The organism is Mycobacterium riyadhense, assembly GCF_963853645.1.
Taxonomy (GTDB): domain Bacteria; phylum Actinomycetota; class Actinomycetes; order Mycobacteriales; family Mycobacteriaceae; genus Mycobacterium; species Mycobacterium riyadhense.
Genome location: NZ_OY970456.1, coordinates 3494538 through 3519407, shown reverse-complemented (window position 1 = coordinate 3519407; position 24870 = coordinate 3494538). Strand labels below are relative to the sequence as shown.

Annotated in this window: 2 pseudogenes; both read left to right on the top strand. The window is 64.3% G+C overall.

What is annotated here, in order from left to right:
- Positions 1–101: 101 nt before the first annotated feature.
- Positions 102–24703, top strand: a pseudogene (locus AADZ78_RS29110) (amino acid adenylation domain-containing protein); the annotation flags it as partial.
- Positions 24703–24870 (top strand): annotated as a pseudogene (locus AADZ78_RS15600) (ABC transporter ATP-binding protein); the annotation flags it as partial. The pseudogenes AADZ78_RS29110 and AADZ78_RS15600, both read left to right, overlap by 1 nt.

Here is a 24870-nt window from a genome sequence, read left to right as displayed (position 1 = left end):
GCCGGATGTGAGGTGCTTGCAGATTTTGAAGGTGTAGTCGCTGACGTGGATTCCTCGTCGTGTGAATCCTGTAAAAGTCCTACCAATGTAGGGGTGTATTTGTGATTCCTCTGGTGGATCGAGTGCGGGAGATCGGCGCCCGGGTTCCTGGTGCCCGTGCTCTAGCTTTCGTCGATGATCGGGGCCGAGTCGTTGAGTCGATGAGCCGCGCCGATGTGGTGACCAGCATGACCGAAGTGGCCTATTTGTTACGGCAGCGGTACGGTTTGGCGCCCGGGGAACGTGCGCTGCTGGTGTACCCACCCGGTCTGGACTTGGTACAAAGCCTGCTGGGATGCATGGCTGCTGGGGTGGTGCCGGTCCCCGTTTATCCGCCGGACCCACTCAACCCGCACACTGCTATCGAGGGGTTGGCTCGGGTTGTGGCCGACTCAGGCGCCACAGCGATCCTGACCAATCGACGGTATGCCGCGGCGCGGCGGTTGGCCACGGCGAAGTCGTTCGTGACCACGTCGGGTCCAGCGGACTGGCCTCAGGATATTCCGTGGCGGGTGACCTCGCGGAGTGCTCGACGTATGCGTGGATGGCGCGCGGCGCAAAAGACCGGATCGGATTGGGCGCCAGGCTCGGAGACGCCGGCTTTCCTCCAATACACCTCGGGGTCGACCTCTGATCCCAAAGGCGTGGTTGTCACCCACGGTAATTTGGCGCATCAACTCGATATGCACCGCCAAGCCCTGGGACTTGACTTGAACAGTCGTGGCGTCTTTTGGCTGCCGCCATACCACGACTTCGGTTTGGTCGCTGTAATTTTGGGCGCGTTGGCGGGCAATGGTGAGCTCACCATGATTTCGCCGTTGAGCTTTATCCAGCGGCCCGCCTTGTGGTTTGAGGTTATGCACCGGGTGCGCGCCACGATCACCGGCGCCCCGAATTTTGGCTATGAGCTTGCCGTGCGGAAAACCACCCGCGAGCAGCGTGCCCAGTGGGATCTCGGCTCGTTGGAGGTGGTGATGAGCGCGGCTGAACCGGTGCGCGCCGACACCACTGACCGCTTTTTGCAGGCGTTTGCCGTGACCGGGCTGCGCCCAGAGGCATTCTGCCCATGTTATGGCCTTGCCGAACACACGGTGGCGGTGACGGTGTTCGGGCGTTCCCGGGTGCGGGTGGATCGCGACCAACTGCACCTAGAGCGGCTAGTGGTTGCCAGCAGCGGTCCTGATGGACAGGTCTTGCTAGGCAGCGGCAAGCCCACCGCCGACGTCAAGGTACGCATCGTTGATCCCGAGCGATGTGCGCCGCTGCCCGACGGGCAGGTCGGCGAGATTTGGGTGGACTCGCCCAGCAAAGTCGCAGGCTACTGGCGGGCGCCGGATAAGACCCGCGCCGTGTTCGAGGGCCGCCTGGCCGGGGAGGATAGCGGCCGCAGCTATCTGCGCACCGGAGATCTCGGCTTCTTGCGTGATGGTGAGCTATTCGTGTGTGGCCGCATCAAAGATCTGTTGATCGTCGCGGGCCGCAACATCTATCCCCACGACATTGAGGACAGCGTGCGTGGGTGTCATCCAGCGATCAGGGCGGGGGGGATCGCGGCTTTTGGTGTTGATGGCGCCCAGGGCGACGAGCTTGCGGTCCTCGCCGAAGTGTCCCCGTCGGCGTCAAGAGAGGCGCTGAGCGAGGTGACCGAGGCGGTACGAGCCGTCGTGGTCAAGCAGCATCAGCTGCGCTGCTCGGTGGTGTTGTTAGGGCCGCCCGGCATCGTGAGTAAGACGACCAGCGGCAAAGTGCAGCGCTCGCGATGCCGCGATCGCTTCCGCGACGGCAGCCTGCAAGCCCAGGCGCTGCTAGTGGCGATGCACGACGACGGATGCGGCGCGCCCGTCGCTTCGATGCAGGGCAGCGATCGAGGGTCAGCCGACCAATTGTTAGCGGCGGTGCGCCAACAGACCGCTGCGGTTTTGGGGATCGGTGTTGACGCTGTCGATGTCAATCAGCCACTGGGCGCGCAGGGTCTTCGATCCCTGGGGGTGGTGGAGTTGGCTGAGCGACTCAGCCTGCTAGCTGGCTCTCCGGTGCAGCCGGTGGAGGTGTACAACCACTGCACGGTTGGTGACCTCACGGACATGTTATTGAGCCGCACTGGCCACCCGCCCGTGGTTTCTGCGACCGCAGCGGGAGCGGTGGATGAGCCGGCAGGGGTTGTTGATGACCGGATTGCGGTGGTGGGGATGGGGTGTCGGTTTCCGGGTGGGGTGGAGTCGGTGGGGGGTTTGTGGGAGATGGTGGCGGGTGGTGTTGATGTGGTTTCGTCGTTTCCGGTTGATCGGGGTTGGGATGTGGCGGGGTTGTTTGATGCTGATCCGGATGCGGTGGGTAAGTCGTATACGCGTTGGGGTGGGTTTGTTGAGGGTGTTGGTGAGTTTGATGCTGGGTTTTTTGGGATTTCGCCGGGTGAGGCGTTGGCGATGGATCCTCAGCAGCGGTTGTTGTTGGAGTGTTCGTGGGAGGCGTTGGAGCATGCCGGGATTGATCCGGTGTTGTTGCGGGGCGCCAGTGTGGGGGTGTTTACCGGGATTATCGCGCAGGGGTATGGGGTGGGGGCTGGTGAGCAGGTGGGTGGTTATGGGTTGACGGGCACGACGACCAATGTGGCGTCGGGGCGGGTGGCGTATGTGTTGGGGTTGGAGGGTCCGGCGGTGTCGGTGGATACGGCGTGTTCGTCGTCGTTGGTGGCGTTGCATTTGGCGTGTCAGTCGTTGCGGTCGGGGGAGTGTGATTTGGCGTTGGCGGGTGGGGTGGCGGTGATGGCTACTCCGGCGGCGTTTGTGGAGTTTTCTCGGCAGCGGGGGTTGGCTGTTGATGGGCGGTGTAAGTCGTTTGCTGCTGGTGCTGATGGGACGGGGTGGGGTGAGGGTGTGGGGGTGTTGGTGGTGGAGCGGCTCTCGGATGCGCGGCGGCTGGGTCATGAGGTGTTGGCGGTGGTGGCTGGCAGTGCGGTGAATCAGGACGGGGCCACTCATGGGTTGACCGCGCCCAATGGGCCTTCCCAGCAGCGGGTGATTCGGGCGGCGTTGGCTAATGCGGGGTTGGGGCCCGCGGATGTGGATGTGGTGGAGGCTCATGGGACGGGCACGGTGTTGGGCGATCCGATTGAGGCTCAGGCGTTGTTGGCCACCTATGGGCAAGACCGCAATGGTGGTGAGCCGTTGTGGGTGGGGTCGATCAAGTCGAATATGGGGCATACCCAGGCTGCGGCGGGGGTGGCCGGGGTGATCAAGATGGTGGCTGCGATGCGTTATGGGTTGGTTCCGGCGTCGTTGCATGTGGATGCGCCGTCTGGGCATGTGGATTGGTCGGGTGGGGGGGTTGCGGTGGTGACGTCGGCGCGGCCGTGGCCGGATGTGGCGGGTCGTCCGCGGCGGGCGGGGGTGTCGTCGTTTGGGATTAGCGGCACGAATGCTCATGTGATTCTTGAGCAGGCGCCGGTGGTGGACTCGGTGCACGACGGCTCAGCGGTTGTGGGGTCGTTGCCGGTGGTGCCGTGGGTGGTCTCGGCGAAGTCGTCGGCGGGGTTGGCCGCGCAGGCTGATCGGTTGTTGGGGTATGTGGGTGGGGGTGCCGATGTGGATGCCGCTGATGTGGGGTGGACGTTGGCGCATCGGTCGGTGTTTGCTCATCGTGCGGTGATCGTGGGTGGTGATCGTGGCGAGTTGGTGGCGGGGTTGGCGGGGTTAGCCGTTGGTGAGTTAGGTGCGGGTGTGGTGGTCGGCCAGGCGGATGGGGTGGGTAAGACGGTGTTGGTGTTTCCTGGGCAGGGGTCGCAGTGGGTGGGGATGGGGGTTGAATTGTTGGATGCTTCACCTGTTTTCGCCCAGGAGATGGCGCGCTGTGAGCAGGCGTTGGAGCGGTGGGTGGATTGGTCTTTGGTTGAGGTGATCCGCGGGGGTGTGGGGGCGCCGGGGCTGGATCGGGTGGATGTGGTGCAGCCGGTGTTGTGGGCGGTGATGGTGTCGCTGGCGGCGTTGTGGCGTTCGGTGGGGGTGATACCGGATGCGGTGGTGGGGCATTCGCAGGGTGAGATCGCCGCGGCGTGTGTGGCGGGGGCGTTGTCGGTAGAGCAGGGGGCTCAGGTGGTGGCGGTGCGTAGCCGGTTGTTGGCGTCGTTGACCGGTGCCGGGGCGATGGTGTCGTTGGCGTGTGGGGTGGAGCGTGTCGAGCAGTTGTTGAGTGGTTTGGGGGGCCGGGTGGGTGTTGGCGCGGTGAACGGGCGCCACGCGGTGGTGGTCTCTGGTGAGTCAGATGCTGTGGCGCAGGTGATGGGTCGTGCTGAGGCGCAGGGTATCCGGGCCCGGCGGATCGAGGTGGATTATGCGTCGCATTCTGCGCAGGTGGAACGGGTTGAGCAGGTGTTGATCGGCGAGTTGGCGGGGATCACACCGTGTTCGGGTGAGGTGGCGTTTTATTCCACGGTCAGCGGTGGGTTGATGGATACCGCGGAGTTGGATGGGCGGTATTGGTATCAGAATGTGCGTCAGACGGTGCAGTTTGAGTCCGCGATCCAGCAGTTGGCTGCCCAGGGTCATTCGGTGTTCATCGAGGCCAGCGCGCATCCGGTGATGCTGGCCGGCATTGAGCAGACGCTGCCGGGTGTGGTGGCGGTGCCCTCGTTGGGTCGTGGTGCGGGCGGCTTGGATCGGTGGTGGTTATCGGTGGGGCAGGCGTTTGTGGCGGGGGTGGGGGTGAATTGGGCTTCGGTGTTCGCTGGTTGCGGGGTACGGCGGGTGGAGTTGCCGTCGTATGCCTTTGACCGTAAACGGTTTTGGCTGACGTCTGGTGGTTCGGCCGATGCTGCCGGGTTGGGGTTGGCCGGTGCTGGGCATGCGTTGTTGGGGGCGGTGGTGGAACAGCCCGAGACCGGTGCGGTGGTGTTGACTGGGCGGCTGTCTTTGGCGTTGCAGCCGTGGTTGGCTGATCATGCGGTGGGTGGGGTGGTGGTGTTGGCCGGGGCGGGGTTGGTGGAGTTGGTGATTCGGGCGGCCGATGAGGTGGGCTGCTCGATGGTGCAGGAGTTGACGCTGTTGGCGCCGTTGGTGTTGAGCGAGGCTGTGGCGACCCAGTTGCAGGTGGTCATCAGCGCCGCGGGGGAGTCGGATAGTCGTGCGGTGTCGGTGTATTCACGTGCTGAACAACCGGGTGCGCAGTGGGTGCGCCACGGCGAGGGTTTGGTGGGTGTGCAGCCGGTGTCGGCTGGCACGGATTTGGGGGTGTGGCCGCCGGTGGGGGCGGTGGCCGTTGATATCGCCGATGGCTATGCGCGCCTGGGCGCGCGTGGCTATGAATACGGTCCAGCGTTTCAGGGGTTACGGGCGGTGTGGCGGCGTGGCGATGAGGTGTTCGCCGAGGTCGCCGCACCGGAAGGGTTACAGATCAATGGTTTTGGGATCCATCCCGCATTGTTGGATGCGGTGTTACACGCGGTAGCGCATGTCGCGGCCGCAGGAACGATTGATGAGGACACCACCCAGATCTGGTTACCGTTTTGTTGGCGGACAGTGTCGCTGCATGCCCGGGGCGCGAGCCGGCTACGGGCTCGTCTGAGCGTGGACGCTGATGGGCTGATGTCGGTCGAGGTCGCCGATGATGCGGGGTTACCGGTGTTAACGGTGGGCTCGCTGGCGACACGCGCGATCAGTGCGCAGCAACTACAGGCGCTGATGAGCGGGTCCAGCGTGGGCGATGAGCGGGAATTGCTGGAAGTGACGTGGACCCCGGTAGCTGTGACCGATCACGCTGCGGGGCCTCGTGTGGTGGTGTCCTGGAACGATTTCGCGGACGCGACCAACACCAACACCACCAACACCGACACCGACGTGGTGGTGGTGTGGGAATGCGTGCCGGGCGGCGCGGGGGTCATCAGCGCGACACATCAAGCCACGCACGCCGCTTTACAGGTACTGCAGTCCTGGCTTGCTGCACAACGCGATGGGTTGTTGGTGGTGGTCACCCGCGGGGCGGTCGGGCTGGCCGATGAAGAAGTAACCGATCTGGCCGGGGCGGCGGTATGGGGACTGGTGCGTTCCGCACAATCAGAGCATCCCGGGCGAATCATCTTGTGTGACACCGATAATAGCCTGGACGCGGGTGCGGTAGCCGGCTTGGCGGAGCCGCAGCTGGTGGTACGTGACGGCGCGGTGTATGCCGCACGACTGGTACCGGCCCCGCAGCTACTGACGCTACCGGCCGAGCCTGCATGGCGGTTGGCCGCAGGCGATGAGGGTTCGGGCACCGTGTTGATCACCGGGGGTAGCGGGATGGTGGGTTCGGTGTTGGCCCGCCATCTGGTGGTTGCCTATGGGGTGGTGGATGTGGTGTTGGTCAGCCGCAGCGGGCCGGCCGCTGCCGGGGTCACGGAGTTGGTGAGCGAGCTAGAGCGGGCCGGAGCGGTTGTGCAGGTGGCGGCCTGTGATGTGGCTGACCGGGATGGGTTGGATCGGTTGTTGGCGCAATTGGCCGAGCAGGGGCGCTCGTTGCGTGGGGTGATTCATGCCGCGGGGGTCCTCGATGATGGGGCGATCACGTCGTTGACACCGCAGCGACTGGATGCGGTGTTGGCGGCCAAGGTGGACGCGGCGTGGAATCTGCATGAGGCGACCCGGGATTTGGGGTTGTCGGTGTTTGTGTTGTGTTCGTCGATGGCTGCCACTGTCGGTGCTGCGGGGCAGGGTAATTATGCGGCGGCGAACGCGTTTTTGGACGGGTTGGCCGGGTATCGGCGCGCGTTGGGATTGGCCGGTATCTCGTTGCAGTGGGGGTTATGGGAACAATCCAGCGCGATGACCGCGCATCTGGGTGATTCCGGGATGGCTCGGCTCAACCGGGTCGGGGTGGGGGCGATGAGCGCGGGGCAGGCGCTGGAGTTCTTTGATGCTGCCCTGGTTTTGGATCATCCGATGGTGGTGGCCGCCCGGTTGGATCGTGGCGCGCTGAATGATCCCGCTCTGGTTGGTGTGTGGCCGCCGTTGTTTAGCTCTTTGGTGGGCCGCCCGCAGCGGCGGTTGGTCGATGATGTCGATAATGCTGCGGCGAAATCGGTGTTGGCTCAGCGTTTGTCGGGGATGTCGGCCGATCAGCAGCGGGATACGTTGGTGGAGTTGGTGTGTAGTCAAGTGGCGGTGGTATTGGGCCGCGCTGATCGCGACGACATCGACTCGCAGGCCACATTCCAGGATTTGGGATTTGACTCCCTGACTGCTATCGAGCTGCGTAACCGGTTCAAAGCGGTTAGCGGGCTGACTCTTTCACCGACCCTGATCTTCGACTACCCCACCCCCGCCGCCGTGGCGGGGTATCTGTGTGAGCAGGTGATCGGGGTGGTAGAGCCGGGGCGTGCGCTGGTGCCGGTACGGGTGGGCGTTGATGAGCCGGTGGTGGTGGTGGTGGGGATGGGGTGTCGGTTTCCGGGTGGGGTGGAGTCGGTGGGGGGTTTGTGGGAGATGGTGGCGGGTGGTGTTGATGTGGTTTCGTCGTTTCCGGTTGATCGGGGTTGGGATGTGGCGGGGTTGTTTGATGCTGATCCGGATGCGGTGGGTAAGACCTATTGCCGCCAGGGTGGGTTTGTTGAGGGTGTGGGTGAGTTTGATGCTGGGTTTTTTGGGATTTCGCCGGGTGAGGCGTTGGCGATGGATCCTCAGCAGCGGTTGTTGTTGGAGTGTTCGTGGGAGGCGTTGGAGCATGCCGGGATTGATCCGGTGTCGTTGCGGGGGGCCAGTGTGGGGGTGTTTACCGGGATTATCGCGCAGGGGTATGGGGTGGGGGCTGGTGAGCAGGTGGGTGGTTATGGGTTGACGGGCACGACGACCAGTGTGGCCTCGGGGCGGGTGGCGTATGTGTTGGGGTTGGAGGGGCCGGCGGTGTCGGTGGATACGGCGTGTTCGTCGTCGTTGGTGGCGTTGCATTTGGCGTGTCAGTCGTTGCGGTCGGGGGAGTGTGATTTGGCGTTGGCTGGTGGGGTGGCGGTGATGGCTACTCCGGCGGCGTTTGTGGAGTTTTCTCGGCAGCGGGGGTTGGCCGCCGATGGGCGGTGTAAGTCGTTTGCTGCTGGTGCTGATGGGACGGGGTGGGGTGAGGGTGTGGGGGTGTTGGTGGTCGAGCGGCTCTCGGATGCGCGGCGGCTGGGCCATGAGGTGTTGGCGGTGGTGGCTGGCAGTGCGGTGAATCAGGACGGGGCCACTAACGGGTTGACCGCGCCCAATGGGCCTTCCCAGCAGCGGGTGATTCGGGCGGCGTTGGCTAATGCGGGGTTGAGGGCGGCGGATGTGGATGTGGTGGAGGCTCATGGGACGGGCACGGTGTTGGGCGATCCGATTGAGGCTCAAGCATTGTTGGCCACCTATGGGCAAGACCGCAATGGTGGTGAGCCGTTGTGGGTGGGGTCGATCAAGTCGAATATGGGGCATACCCAGGCCGCGGCGGGGGTGGCCGGGGTGATCAAGATGGTGGCTGCGATGCGTTATGGGTTGGTCCCGGCGTCGTTGCATGTGGATGCGCCGTCTGGGCATGTGGATTGGTCGGGTGGGGGGGTTGCGGTGGTGACGTCGGCGCAGCCGTGGCCCGATGAGCCGGGCCGTCCACGGCGGGCGGGGGTGTCGTCGTTTGGGATTAGCGGCACGAATGCTCATGTGATCCTTGAGCAGGCGCCGGCGGTGGACTCGGGGCACAACGGCTCAGCGGTTGCGGGGTCGTTGCCGGTGGTGCCGTGGGTGGTCTCGGCGAAGTCGTCGGCGGGGTTGGCCGCGCAGGCTGATCGGTTGTTGGGGTATGTGGGTGGGGGTGCCGATGTTGATGCCGCTGATGTGGGGTGGACGTTGGCGCATCGGTCGGTGTTTGCTCATCGTGCGGTGATCGTGGGTGGTGATCGTGGCGAGTTGGTAGCGGGGTTGGCGGGGTTAGCCGTTGGTGAGTTAGCCGCGGGTGTGGTGGTCGGCCAGGCCGCTGGGGTGGGTAAGACGGTGTTGGTGTTTCCTGGGCAGGGATCGCAGTGGGTGGGGATGGGTGTCGAATTATTGGATGCTTCACCTGTTTTCGCCCAGGAGATGGCGCGCTGTGAACAGGCGTTGAGACGGTGGGTGGATTGGTCTTTGGTTGAGGTGATCCGCGGGGGTGTGGGGGCGCCGGGGCTGGATCGGGTGGATGTGGTGCAGCCGGTGTTGTGGGCGGTGATGGTGTCACTGGCCGCGTTGTGGCGTTCGGTGGGGGTGATACCGGATGCGGTGGTGGGGCATTCGCAGGGTGAGATCGCCGCGGCGTGTGTAGCGGGGGCGTTGTCGGTAGAGCAGGCGGCTCAGGTGGTGGCGGTGCGTAGCCGGTTGTTGGCGTCGTTGACCGGTGCCGGGGCGATGGTGTCGTTGGCGTGTGGGGTGGAGCGTGTCGAGCAGTTGTTGAGTGGTTTGGGGGGCCGGGTGGGTGTTGGCGCGGTGAACGGGCGCCACGCGGTGGTGGTCTCTGGTGAGTCAGATGCTGTGGCGCAGGTGATGGGTCGTGCTGAGGCGCAGGGTATCCGGGCCCGGCGGATCGAGGTGGATTATGCGTCGCATTCTGCGCAGGTGGAACGGGTTGAGCAGGTGTTGATCGGCGAGTTGGCGGGGATCACACCGTGTTCGGGTGAGGTGGCGTTTTATTCCACGGTCAGCGGTGGGTTGATGGATACCGCGGAGTTGGATGGGCGGTATTGGTATCAGAATGTGCGTCAGACGGTGCAGTTTGAGTCCGCGATCCAGCAGTTGGCTGCCCAGGGTCATTCGGTGTTCATCGAGGCCAGCGCGCATCCGGTGATGCTGGCCGGCATTGAGCAGACGCTGCCGGGTGTGGTGGCGGTGCCCTCGTTGGGTCGTGGTGCGGGCGGCTTGGATCGGTGGTGGTTATCGGTGGGGCAGGCGTTTGTGGCGGGGGTGGGGGTGAATTGGGCTTCGGTGTTCGCTGGTTGCGGGGTACGGCGGGTGGAGTTGCCGTCGTATGCCTTTGACCGTAAACGGTTTTGGCTGACGTCTGGTGGTTCGGCCGATGCTGCCGGGTTGGGGTTGGCCGGTGCTGGGCATGCGTTGTTGGGGGCGGTGGTGGAACAGCCCGAGACCGGTGCGGTGGTGTTGACTGGGCGGCTGTCTTTGGCGTTGCAGCCGTGGTTGGCTGATCATGCGGTGGGTGGGGTGGTGGTGTTGGCCGGGGCGGGGTTGGTGGAGTTGGTGATTCGGGCGGCCGATGAGGTGGGCTGCTCGATGGTGCAGGAGTTGACGCTGTTGGCGCCGTTGGTGTTGAGCGAGGCTGTGGCGACCCAGTTGCAGGTGGTCATCAGCGCCGCGGGGGAGTCGGATAGTCGTGCGGTGTCGGTGTATTCACGTGCTGAACAACCGGGTGCGCAGTGGGTGCGCCACGCTGAAGGTTTGGTGGGTGTGCAGCCGGTGCGCGCTAGTACGGATTTGGGGGTGTGGCCGCCGGTGGGGGCGGTGGCCGTTGATATCGCCGATGGCTATGCGCGCCTGGGCGCGCGTGGTTATGAATACGGTCCAGCGTTTCAGGGGTTACGGGCCGTGTGGCGGCGTGGGGATGAGGTGTTCGCCGAGGTCGCCGCACCAGAGGGGTTACAGATCAATGGTTTTGGGATCCATCCCGCATTGTTGGATGCGGTGTTACACGCGGTAGCGCATGTCGCGGCCGCAGCAGGCGCGACCGATGAGGACACCACCCAGATCTGGTTACCGTTTTGTTGGCGGACAGTGTCGTTGCATGCCCGGGGCGCGAGCCGGCTCCGGGCTCGTCTGAGCGTGGACGCTGATGGGCTGATGTCGGTCGAGGTAGCCGATGATGCGGGGTTACCGGTATTGACGGTGGGCTCACTGGCGACACGCGCGATCAGTGCGCAGCAACTACAGGCGCTGATGAGCGGGTCCAGCGTGGGCGATGAGCGGGAATTGCTGGAAGTGACGTGGACCCCGGTAGCTGCGGCCGATCACGCTGCGGGGCCTCGTGTGGTGGTGTCCTGGAACGATTTCGCGGACGCGACCAACACCAACACCACCAACACCGACACCGATGTGGTGGTGGTGTGGGAATGCGTGCCGGGCGGCGCGGGGGTCATCAGCGCGACACATCAAGCCACCCATGCCGCTTTACAGGTACTGCAGTCCTGGCTTGCTGCACACCGCGGAGCGGTGTTGGTGGTGGTCACCCGCGGGGCCGTCGGGCTCGCCGAGGAAGAAGTGACCGATCTGGCCGGGGCGGCGGTATGGGGACTGGTGCGTTCCGCGCAATCAGAACATCCCGGGCGAATCATCTTGTGTGACACCGATAATAGCCTGGACACGGGCATGATAGCCGGCTTAGCAGAACCACAGCTGATAGTGCGTGACGGCGCGGTATATGCCGCGCGGCTGGTGCCGGCCCCGCGGTTGCTGACGTTACCGGCCGAGCCTGGGTGGCGGTTGGCCGCAGGCGAGGGAGGCACGTTAGAAGATGTGGTGGCCCAGCCCGACCTTGCCGCCGGTAGGCGTTTAGAGGCCGGGCAGGTACGGGTAGCGGTAGCTGCAGCGGGAGTGAATTTTCGGGACGTGTTGGTGGGATTGGGGATGGTACCCAATCAGGCTGCGGTGTTGGGCGGTGAGGGCGCCGGAGTGGTGACCGAGGTCGGTCCCGGGGTGCAGGAAGTGGCCGTCGGGGACGCGGTAATGGGGTTAATGCCCCTGGCAGGGCCGGTGGCAGTGGTCGATGCCCGGTCGGTGGTGTCGGTGCCGACCGGGTGGTCGTTGAACGAGGCGGCGGGGGTACCGGTGGCGTTTTTGACGGCCTGGTACGGACTCGCCGATCTAGCGGGGTTAGGTGCCGGGCAGTCGGTGTTGATCCACGCCGGCACGGGCGGAGTGGGGATGGCCGCGGTGCAACTAGCACGGCTATGGGGAGCGCAAGTGTTTGTCACCGCCAGCCGCGGTAAATGGGACACGCTGCAGGCCATGGGTTTCGACGAAGACCATATCGCCGATTCCCGCACGCTGGAGTTCGCCGAGAAGTTTCTAGCGGCCACCGGCGGGCGTGGTGTGGATGTGGTGCTCAACTCCCTGGCCGGAGAGTTCGTAGATGCCTCATTGCGCACGCTGAAAGATGGTGGGCGCTTTATCGAAATGGGCAAGACCGATATCCGCGACCCGCAACGGATCGCCGAGCAACACCCCGGAGTGCTCTACCGGGCGTTCGATCTGATGGAAGCGGGTCTGGATCGGATCGCGGCGATGCTGGCCGAGCTATCAGCATTGTTCACCACTGAACAACTGAATCGGTTGCCCGTCACAACTTTTGATGTGCGGTGCGCACCAGCAGCCTACCGATGGATGAGCCAAGCCCGCCATATCGGCAAGATCGTCTTAACCATGCCCGACACCCTGACAACAACGTTGGCTTCAGGCACCGTGCTGATCACCGGCGGCACCGGAATGGTGGGTTCGGTGTTGGCCCGCCACCTAGTAGTCGACCACGGGGTAGTCGATGTGGTCCTGGCCAGCCGCAGCGGACACACCGCCGCCGGGGCCGCGGAATTAGTCAGCGAACTAGAACAGGCCGGAGCGCTCGTAGAGGTGACAGCATGTGATGTGGCCGACCGAAATGCGTTGGACCAGTTGCTGACACAACTGGCCGCGCAAGGCCGCTCATTACGCGGAGTGATCCACGCCGCAGGAGTCCTCGATGACGGGGCCATCACCTCGCTGACACCACAACGTCTCGACGCGGTACTGGCCGCCAAGGCGGACGCGGCGTGGAACCTGCATGAAGCAACCCAGGATTTAGAGTTGTCGATGTTTGTGTTGTGTTCATCGATGGCCGCCACCGTCGGCGCCGCCGGACAGGGGAACTACGCGGCCGCCAACGCATTCCTCGACGGATTAGCCGAGTATCGGCGCACGCTGGGACTGCCCGGCATCTCGCTGCAATGGGGACTATGGGAACAATCCAGCGCGATGACCGCACACCTAGACGAATCCGGGATAACCCGACTCAACCGAGTCGGAATGAGGGCGATGACCGCAGAACAAGCCCTGGAATTCTTCGATACCGCCCTGGCATTGGATCACCCCATAGTGGTGGCCGCCCAACTAGATCGTGGCGCGCTGAACAACCCCGCCCTGGCCGGTATGTGGCCGCCGCTATTCACCTCTATGGCCGGCCACCCGCACCGGCGGCTGGTCGAAGACATCGACAACGCCGCAGCGAAATCAGCACTAGCCCAACGCTTATCGGGAATGACAGCCGATCAACAACGGGACACATTGACGGAATTGATATGTAATCAAGTAGCGATCGTACTAGGCCACGCCGATCACGACGACATCAACCCACAAGCCCCATTCCACGACCTAGGATTCGACTCCCTCAGCGCAATCGAACTCCGCAACCGACTCAAAACAATTACCGGACTAACCCTTTCACCAACCCTAATCTTCGACTACCCCACCCCCGCCGCCCTGGCAGGACAGCTAAGTCAGCAACTAAGCGACAGCTACGATCGCGAATCGGATTACGGGACACCCAATGCTGACGCCGAAGACGAACAACTGCGGAACCTTCTGCGCAGCATCTCGCTCGAGCGTCTTCGCGATGCCGGCCTGCTGGATGCCCTGCTTGCTCTAGCCAATCAAGGCGGAGACGAACACAGCGCTATCCAGGAACCCGGGGATGAACGGCTAAAGCCCGAACCTGACGACGGAGACGACTGCGGCCGATATCAGCCGATGAGCTTGTCGGGATTGTCGCACTCGGAGCTAGCGGCTTTGCCCGCCATATTGGCCGGCAGCCAACAAAGCGGGTCGATGTGATGACTCAGACAACCACCGGTCTTGACGGCATCGACGACGTATTACCCCTGAGCCCGCTTCAGCAGGGACTGGTCGCCCTGGCCATGCGCAGCCAGGCGCCCAGCGATGACCCATACACCATCGCCATGGCTGCCGACGTGTCCGGGCCGCTGGACACAGAACTGCTACGCACCTGCGCGGGGGCGATGCTGTCACGCCACCCGAACCTGCGGGCCCGCTTCGTCAGCCGTGGTCTGACCCATCCGGTCCAGGTCGTGCCCACCGACGTCGATCTGGCATGGCGGCAGATCATTGCCACACCCGACGAGGCGGCCGCACTCGAGGCCGATGAGCGGCGTCGCGGATTCGACCTGCACAACGGTCCGCCGATTCGGTTTGTCCTCATCGAGTTGCCTCACGCCTGCTGGAGGTTACTGGTCACCGCCCATCACATCGTGCTCGACGGCTGGTCGCTGACAGTGTTTTGCGGTGAGTTGATGACCTTGTACCGGGCTGGTGGGGCTATCGAAGCACTCCCAGCGCCGCCGCGACCGTTTCGTGATTACCTGGGCTGGCTGGTGCACCGCGACACGCGCCCGGATGAACATTTCTGGCGACACTATCTGGCCGGTTTGTCCGAGCCGACCTTATTGGCCGCCGCGCTGGCCATCGGCGCGGGCGAGCCAGCGGGCGCTGGCCCCACCCACACGCGGCTGGTGTTGGACAAGGCTGCCACAGCTGCCGTCCTGGACACCGCCCGCGGCTGCGGTGTCACCACCAACACGCTGCTGCAGCTGGCCTGGGCGCTGGTGCTATCGCGGCTGACTGGCCGCCACGACGTTGTGTTTGGGATTGTGGTCTCGGGCCGGCCCGCCGAACTCGACGGTGTCGATTCCATGGTGGGCCTGTTCGTCAACTCGGTGCCACTACGAGTTCGGCTTGACCCCACCACAGCCGCGGCCGAACACTGCTTGACTCTGCAGCGCGACACCGCACTGCTGCATGAGTACGCCTACTTTAGCCATGCGCAGCTACGCAAGCTGACCAGTACGCCAGAGATGTTCGACACGCTGCTCGTGTTCCAGAATTTCCCCTCCGGCGGCCTGGCAGTCGACACAGAATTCAGCGCTGGCGGGGTGACATTTCGCCCCGCCAGCGCGCATAGCCCGACGCATTTCACAACGACCATCACGGTCGACATTATTGGCGAACAGATGACGCTAACTATCGCCGCCGCACCCGACGCATCTGGCACGAACGCCGCGTACACCAAGGTGAACACCGCCGATCTCATGCAGCGGTTAACGCGGATGCTTACCGCGTTGACCACCGACCCCACCCAGTTGGTGTCGTCGTTGGATGTGCTGACTACCGCCGAGCATGCCCGGTTGGATCAGTGGGCTCACACGGCGGTGTTGACCCGGCCGGCTCTGCCGGCGGTGTCGATTCCGGGGTTGTTTGCCGCCCAGGCCGCTCGCACGCCGCAGGCGGTGGCGGTGAGCTTTCAGGGTGTGTCGATGACCTATCGCGAGCTTGATCAAGCGGCGAATCGGCTCGCGCATTTGCTCGCCAGTCGTGGTGTTGGCCGGGGTGAGTGTGTGGGGTTGTTATTTCCGCGGTGTGCGCAGGCCGTTGTGGCGATTCTGGGGGTGTTGAAGGCCGGGGCGGCTTACCTACCTATCGATCCCGCGTTGCCCGCGGCGCGCATCGAGTTCCTCCTTGAAGACACCACCCCGACCGTGGCGCTGACCACCACCGAGTTGACCGGGCGGCTGGGGGGCCGTGATATGGCGGTCATCGATATCGATGATCCCGCCATCGATGCCCAACCCAGCACGGCATTGCCAGACCCGGCCGCTGATGATCTGGCGTATCTGATCTACACCTCGGGGACCACCGGGGTGCCCAAGGGCGTGGCGATCACCCACCACAACGTGACCCAGCTGATGGCCGCATTGCCCGAGGTGGGTGTGCCGGGCGGGGGGGTGTGGAGCCAGTGGCATTCCTACAGTTTCGACATTTCGGGGTGGGAGATTTGGGGTGCGCTGCTGCACGGCGGGCGGCTGGTGGTGATCCCCGAAGAGGTCGCGAATTCCCCGCAAGACTTCCATAGCCTGTTGATCGCTGAACATGTCAGCGTGTTATGTCTAACGCCCACGGCGGCGGCGATGCTCTCACCGCAGGAATTGGGGCCGGTAGCGTTGCTGGTTGGCGGGGAGATCTGCCCGCCCGAGCTGGTGGATCGGTGGGCGCCGGGGCGGGTGATGCTCAACGAGTACGGCCCCACCGAGACCACGATGTGGGTGGCGATCAGCGCACCACTACACGCGGGGTCTTCGAGAGGGGTCCCCATCGGGTCGCCGGTGGCCGGGGCAGGGTTGTTTGTGCTGGATGGGTGGTTGCGCCCGGTCCCGTCCGGGGTGGTCGGTGAGTTGTATGTGGCCGGTGCCGGGGTGGGCTGTGGGTATTGGCGCCGTCCCGGGTTGACCGGGTCGCGGTTTGTGGCGTGCCCGTTCGGCGAGCCTGGAACGCGGATGTATCGCAGCGGGGATTTGGTGTGTTGGGATGCCGATGGGCAGTTGCGGTATCTCGGACGCGCTGATGAGCAGGTCAAAATCCGTGGCTATCGCATCGAGCTGGGCGAAATCCAGGCAGCGCTCACCGAACTCGACGGAGTCGAGCAAGCGGTGGTGATCGCCCGCGAGGACCCCGCGGGTGCTAAACGCCTCGTCGGATATGTGACCGGGACCGCGGACCCGGCCACCGTGCGTGCTGGACTGGCGCAGCGGTTGCCGGCCTACATGGTGCCCGCGGCGGTAGTGGCGCTGGAGGCTTTGCCGTTGACGCTCAACGGCAAACTCGACACCCGCGCCCTACCGGCCCCCGACTACACCGACACCGACCGCTACCGCGCTCCAGCCACCGCCACCGAGGAAATCCTGGCCGGCATCTATGCCCAGGTCCTTGGGCTCGAGCGCGTCGGTGTCGACGACTCCTTCTTCGACCTCGGCGGAGACTCCCTATCCGCAATGCGAGTCATCGCCGCCATCAACACCAGCCTTGATGCTGACCTGAAAGTGGAGACGGTTTTCCAGGCGGCCACCGTGACCCAACTGGCGGCCCGCATCGGTGCCGGTAGCGGCGGGGGGGTGGCGCGGTTGGTAGCGGGCCCGCGTCCGGCGGTGGTGCCGTTGTCGTTTGCCCAGTCTCGGTTGTGGTTTATTGACCAGTTGCAGCAGTCCTCACCGGTTTTCAACATGGCGGTGGCGCTGCGGATAAGTGGTGGGCTTGATGTCGCCGCGTTGGGTGCGGCGTTGGCCGATGTGGTGGGCCGTCATGAGAGCCTGCGTACGGTGTTCCCCGCGGTCGAGGGGATACCGCGGCAGCTGGTGGTTGATGTCGAGGGCGCCGACTTTGGTTGGGGTGTCGTTGATGCCAGCGGCTGGCCGGAAAGCCGGCTAGCCGAGGCTTTCGGCGTCGTGGGTGGCCACCGTTTTGACCTGGCTACCCAGATCCCGTTGCGGGCGCAGGTTTTCCGGGTCGGCCAGGCCGAGCACGTGTTGGTGATCGTGGTGCACCATATCGCTGCCGATGGCTGGTCGATTCGCCCGTTGGTGCGTGATTTGGGAATGGCTTATGCCAGCCGGCGTGGCGGGAAAGCCCCCGGCTGGACGCCGTTGGCGGCGCAATATATCGATTACACGCTGTGGCAGCGTGAGCAGTTCGGAGAGCTGACCGATCAGGGCAGCCGCATCGCCGCGCAGCTGGCCTACTGGGAACAGGCCCTAGCCGGACTGCCCGAGCGGATAGTGTTGCCCACCGATCGGCCCTACCCGCCGGTTGCTGATTACCGCGGTGCCAGCGTGGCGGTCGACTGGCCAGCACAATTGCAGCAGCAGATCATTGAGGTGGCCCGCGCACACAACGCGACCAATTTCATGGTGGTCCAGGCTGCCCTGGCCGTGCTGCTGTCCAAACTCAGCGCAAGCCCTGATGTGGCGATCGGGTTCCCGATCGCCGGGCGAAGTGATCCCGCGCTCGATGAGTTGGTGGGCATGTTCGTCAACACGCTGGTGCTGCGTGTCGAGGTGGCTGGTGATGCCCGTTTCAGTGACCTGCTGGCTCAGGTGCGTGCGCGTAGCCTGGCCGCCTACCAGCACCAGGACGTGCCTTTTGAATTACTGGTGGAGCGGGTTAACTCGACCCGGTCTCGTACCCATCACCCGCTGGTGCAGGTGGTGTTGGCCTGGCAAAATCTGCCCGGATCCAGCACTGACCCCACTGGGGGGCTGACCCTGGAAGATCTGCAGGTCGATGCGTTGCCGATCGACACCCACACCGCCCGGATGGACCTAACCTTTTTCCTTACCGAACGCTGGAACGATGCTGGTGCGCCCGCCGGGATCAGCGGATGGGTGGAGTTTCGCACCGACGTGTTTGACGCGGCCAGCATCGACACACTCCTGACACGACTGCAACAAACGCTCACCACCTTGACCACCGACCCCACCCAGTTGGTGTCGTCGTTGGATGTGCTGACTACCGCCGAGCATGCCCGGTTGGATCAGTGGGCTCACACGGCGGTGTTGACCCGGCCGGCTCTGCCGGCGGTGTCGATTCCGGGGTTGTTTGCCGCCCAGGCCGCTCGCACGCCGCAGGCGGTGGCGGTGAGCTTTCAGGGTGTGTCGATGACCTATCGCGAGCTTGATCAAGCGGCGAATCGGCTCGCGCATTTGCTCGCCAGTCGTGGTGTTGGCCGGGGTGAGTGTGTGGGGTTGTTATTTCCGCGGTGTGCGCAGGCCGTTGTGGCGATTCTGGGGGTGTTGAAGGCCGGGGCGGCTTACCTACCTATCGATCCCGCGTTGCCCGCGGCGCGCATCGAGTTCCTCCTTGAAGACACCACCCCGACCGTGGCGCTGACCACCACCGAGTTGACCGGGCGGCTGGGGGGCCGTGATATGGCGGTCATCGATATCGATGATCCCGCCATCGATGCCCAACCCAGCACGGCATTGCCAGACCCGGCCGCTGATGATCTGGCGTATCTGATCTACACCTCGGGGACCACCGGGGTGCCCAAGGGCGTGGCGATCACCCACCACAACGTGACCCGGTTGTTCGATTCGCTCAAGGTGGGTCTGGGGTTGGGGCCGGGACAGGTGTGGTCGCAGTGTCATTCCTACAGTTTCGATTACTCGGTGTGGGAGATTTGGGGTGCGTTGCTGCATGGTGGGCGGCTGGTGGTGATCCCCGAAGAGGTGACCCGCTCTGCGGAAGAGTTCCGCGCTTTGCTGGTCGCTGAAGGGGTCAGTGTGTTAAGCCAGACTCCGTCGGCGTTTTATGCGTTGGCTGCGGCGGACGCGGTAGCAGCCAAGCAGGGGCAGCGGCTGGCTTTGCAGGCTGTGGTTTTTGGCGGCGAGGCGCTGCATCCCGATCGCCTCGGGATGTGGATGGGCGAGCATCCGGGATTACCGCGTCTGATCAACATGTATGGCATCACCGAGACGACGGTGCATGCTTCGTTTCGCGAGATCGTCCTCAGTGACACCGTTGGCGGTGCTAGTCCCATCGGGGCGCCGTTGGCCAATGTTGCTTTTTTTGTGCTGGATGGGTGGTTGCGCCCGGTCCCGTCCGGGGTGGTCGGTGAGTTGTATGTGGCCGGTGCCGGGGTGGGCTGTGGGTATTGGCGCCGTCCCGGGTTGACCGGGTCGCGGTTTGTGGCGTGCCCGTTCGGCGAGCCTGGAACGCGGATGTATCGCAGCGGGGATTTGGTGTGTTGGGATGCCGATGGGCAGTTGCGGTATCTCGGACGCGCTGATGAGCAGGTCAAAATCCGTGGCTATCGCATCGAGCTGGGCGAAATCCAGGCAGCGCTCACCGAACTCGACGGAGTCGAGCAAGCGGTGGTGATCGCCCGCGAGGACCCCGCGGGTGCTAAACGCCTCGTCGGATATGTGACCGGGACCGCGGACCCGGCCACCGTGCGTGCTGGACTGGCGCAGCGGTTGCCGGCCTACATGGTGCCCGCGGCGGTAGTGGCGCTGGAGGCTTTGCCGTTGACGCTCAACGGCAAACTCGACACCCGCGCCCTACCGGCCCCCGACTACACCGACACCGACCGCTACCGCGCTCCAGCCACCGCCACCGAGGAAATCCTGGCCGGCATCTATGCCCAGGTCCTTGGGCTCGAGCGCGTCGGTGTCGACGACTCCTTCTTCGACCTCGGCGGAGACTCCCTATCCGCAATGCGAGTCATCGCCGCCATCAACACCAGCCTTGATGCTGACCTGAAAGTGGAGACGGTTTTCCAGGCGGCCACCGTGACCCAACTGGCGGCCCGCATCGGTGCCGGTAGCGGCGGGGGGGTGGCGCGGTTGGTAGCGGGCCCGCGTCCGGCGGTGGTGCCGTTGTCGTTTGCCCAGTCTCGGTTGTGGTTTATTGACCAGTTGCAGCAGTCCTCACCGGTTTTCAACATGGCGGTGGCGCTGCGGATAAGTGGTGGGCTTGATGTCGCCGCGTTGGGTGCGGCGTTGGCCGATGTGGTGGGCCGTCATGAGAGCCTGCGTACGGTGTTCCCCGCGGTCGAGGGGATACCGCGGCAGCTGGTGGTTGATGTCGAGGGCGCCGACTTTGGTTGGGGTGTCGTTGATGCCAGCGGCTGGCCGGAAAGCCGGCTAGCCGAGGCTTTCGGCGTCGTGGGTGGCCACCGTTTTGACCTGGCTACCCAGATCCCGTTGCGGGCGCAGGTTTTCCGGGTCGGCCAGGCCGAGCACGTGTTGGTGATCGTGGTGCACCATATCGCTGCCGATGGCTGGTCGATTCGCCCGTTGGTGCGTGATTTGGGAATGGCTTATGCCAGCCGGCGTGGCGGGAAAGCCCCCGGCTGGACGCCGTTGGCGGCGCAATATATCGATTACACGCTGTGGCAGCGTGAGCAGTTCGGAGAGCTGACCGATCAGGGCAGCCGCATCGCCGCGCAGCTGGCCTACTGGGAACAGGCCCTAGCCGGACTGCCCGAGCGGATAGTGTTGCCCACCGATCGGCCCTACCCGCCGGTTGCTGATTACCGCGGTGCCAGCGTGGCGGTCGACTGGCCAGCACAATTGCAGCAGCAGATCATTGAGGTGGCCCGCGCACACAACGCGACCAATTTCATGGTGGTCCAGGCTGCCCTGGCCGTGCTGCTGTCCAAACTCAGCGCAAGCCCTGATGTGGCGATCGGGTTCCCGATCGCCGGGCGAAGTGATCCCGCGCTCGATGAGTTGGTGGGCATGTTCGTCAACACGCTGGTGCTGCGTGTCGAGGTGGCTGGTGATGCCCGTTTCAGTGACCTGCTGGCTCAGGTGCGTGCGCGTAGCCTGGCCGCCTACCAGCACCAGGACGTGCCTTTTGAATTACTGGTGGAGCGGGTTAACTCGACCCGGTCTCGTACCCATCACCCGCTGGTGCAGGTGGTGTTGGCCTGGCAAAATCTGCCCGGATCCAGCACTGACCCCACTGGGGGGCTGACCCTGGAAGATCTGCAGGTCGATGCGTTGCCGATCGACACCCACACCGCCCGGATGGACCTAACCTTTTTCCTTACCGAACGCTGGAACGATGCTGGTGCGCCCGCCGGGATCAGCGGATGGGTGGAGTTTCGCACCGACGTGTTTGACGCGGCCAGCATCGACACACTCCTGACACGACTGCAACAAACGCTCACCACCTTGACCACCGACCCCACCCAGTTGGTGTCGTCGTTGGATGTGCTGACTACCGCCGAGCATGCCCGGTTGGATCAGTGGGCTCACACGGCGGTGTTGACCCGGCCGGCTCTGCCGGCGGTGTCGATTCCGGGGTTGTTTGCCGCCCAGGCCGCTCGCACGCCGCAGGCGGTGGCGGTGAGCTTTCAGGGTGTGTCGATGACCTATCGCGAGCTTGATCAAGCGGCGAATCGGCTCGCGCATTTGCTCGCCAGTCGTGGTGTTGGCCGGGGTGAGTGTGTGGGGTTGTTATTTCCGCGGTGTGCGCAGGCCGTTGTGGCGATTCTGGGGGTGTTGAAGGCCGGGGCGGCTTACCTACCTATCGATCCCGCATTGCCCGCGGCGCGCATCGAGTTCCTCCTTGAAGACACCACCCCGACCGTGGCGCTGACCACCACCGAGTTGACCGGGCGGCTGGGGGGCCGTGATATGGCGGTCATCGATATCGATGATCCCGCCATCGATGCCCAACCCAGCACGGCATTGCCAGACCCGGCCGCTGATGATCTGGCGTATCTGATCTACACCTCGGGGACCACCGGGGTGCCCAAGGGCGTGGCGATCACCCACCACAACGTGACCCAGCTGATGGCCGCATTGCCCGAGGTGGGTGTGCCGGGCGGGGGGGTGTGGAGCCAGTGGCATTCCTACAGTTTCGACATTTCGGGGTGGGAGATTTGGGGTGCGCTGCTGCACGGCGGGCGGCTGGTGGTGATCCCCGAAGAGGTCGCGAATTCCCCGCAAGACTTCCATAGCCTGTTGATCGCTGAACATGTCAGCGTGTTATGTCTAACGCCCACGGCGGCGGCGATGCTCTCACCGCAGGAATTGGGGCCGGTAGCGTTGCTGGTTGGCGGGGAGATCTGCCCGCCCGAGCTGGTGGATCGGTGGGCGCCGGGGCGGGTGATGCTCAACGAGTACGGCCCCACCGAGACCACGATGTGGGTGGCGATCAGCGCACCACTACACGCGGGGTCTTCGAGAGGGGTCCCCATCGGGTCGCCGGTGGCCGGGGCAGGGTTGTTTGTGCTGGATGGGTGGTTGCGCCCGGTCCCGTCCGGGGTGGTCGGTGAGTTGTATGTGGCCGGTGCCGGGGTGGGCTGTGGGTATTGGCGCCGTCCCGGGTTGACCGGGTCGCGGTTTGTGGCGTGCCCGTTCGGCGAGCCTGGAACGCGGATGTATCGCAGCGGGGATTTGGTGTGTTGGGATGCCGATGGGCAGTTGCGGTATCTCGGACGCGCTGATGAGCAGGTCAAAATCCGTGGCTATCGCATCGAGCTGGGCGAAATCCAGGCAGCGCTCACCGAACTCGACGGAGTCGAGCAAGCGGTAGTAATCACCCGCGAGGACCCCGCGGGTGCTAAACGCCTCGTCGGATATGTGACCGGGACCGCGGACCCGGCCACCGTGCGTGCTGGACTGGCGCAGCGGTTGCCGGCCTACATGGTGCCCGCGGCGGTAGTGGCGCTGGAGGCTTTGCCGTTGACGCTCAACGGCAAACTCGACACCCGCGCCCTACCGGCCCCCGACTACACCGACACCGACCGCTACCGCGCTCCAGCCACCGCCACCGAGGAAATCCTGGCCGGCATCTATGCCCAGGTCCTTGGGCTCGAGCGCGTCGGTGTCGACGACTCCTTCTTCGACCTCGGCGGAGACTCCCTATCCGCAATGCGAGTCATCGCCGCAATCAACACCGCCCTGGACATGGACCTCAACGTGGGCTCCTTATTTCTCGCCCCCTCCGTTCGAAGCCTGAGTCAGCAAATGGGCGACCCTTCCAGCGAGATGCACTTCGAATCGGTGCATGGACGCGGTGCTGCCAAGGTGCACGCCCGCGACCTTACGTTGGATAAGTTCATCGACGCCCCGACGCTGGCCGCCGCGCCGACGCTGCCAGGCCCCAGTGCCGAGGTGCGGACGGTGCTGTTGACCGGGGCGACAGGTTTCCTCGGGCGTTACCTGGTCCTGCAATTGATGCAACAGATGGAGCTGGTCGACGGCAAGTTGATCTGCCTGGTGCGGGCCAGCTCTGGCGAGGAGGCGCGACGCCGCCTGGACCATATCTTCGACAGCGACCCCGCATTGGCGCGGTGCTTCGGGGAATTGGCCGTCAATCACCTTGAAGTGATCGCCGGCGACAAGGGTGAACCCCAACTGGGCCTGGACCAGGCAACCTGGGAACGGCTGGCCTCCACCGTCGATCTGATTGTCGACGCCGCAGCGGTTGTCAATGGCATCCTGTCCTACCCTGCTCTGTTCTTGCCGAACGTCGTGGGGACCGCCGAGCTGATCCGGCTCGCGCTCACGGCAAAGCTCAAGCCTTACACATACGTATCCACGGTCAATGTGGGCGATCAGATCGAGCCTTCGGCATTCACCGAGGATGCTGACATCCGGGTCATCAGCCCCGCCCGTACCATCGACACCAGCGCAGCCAACGGCTACGGCAACAGCAAGTGGGCCGGCGAGGTGCTGCTGCGCGAAGCCAACGACGGTTGTGGGCTACCGGTCGCGGTGTTTCGCTGCGGCATGATTTTGGCCGACACCACCTACGCTGGCCAGCTCAACGTTTCCGACACGGTCACCCGCATGGTGTTGAGCGTGATGGCGACGGGCCTGGCCCCCCGTTCGTTCTACCACCTGGGTCCCGACGGCGACCGACAACGCGCGCACTTCGACGGGCTGCCAGTCGAATTCGTCGCTGAGGCAATCTCTACACTCGGTGCCCAATTGGGCTACGGATTTCAGACTTACCACGTGATGAACCCCCACGACGACGGCGTCGGGCTCGATGAGTACGTCGACTGGCTGATCGAGGCCGGTTATCCGATCGAGCGCATCGATGACTTCGACACCTGGTTGCAGCGGTTTGACGCCGGCGTGCGTTCCCTGCCGGAGCGACAGCGCCGACACTCCGTACTTCCAATGCTGCTGTTTCGTGACACCAAGAGTCCGCAGCCTCTTGAACCGCCTCGCGGATCCTACGGGCCGACGGACCATTTCCGCGCTGCTGTGCACGAAGCGAAAATTGGACGGGACAAAAACGATCCGGACATCCCACACGTATCAGCGTCAATCATCCTCAAGTACGTGACGGACCTGCAACTGCTCGGGTTGCTCTGATGCTGCGTAACCAGACCCGGTGGCAGGCCAAGCACACCGAACTCGCCGAATACGACCAATCCGACCACGTCGGCATCACCCGCCTGACCCGGGAACTGCATGCCCTTGCGGGCGAGGTCGCCACGGTCGAGGCACCGCGGCTGGAATTGTCGGAGGAACTGGAATGA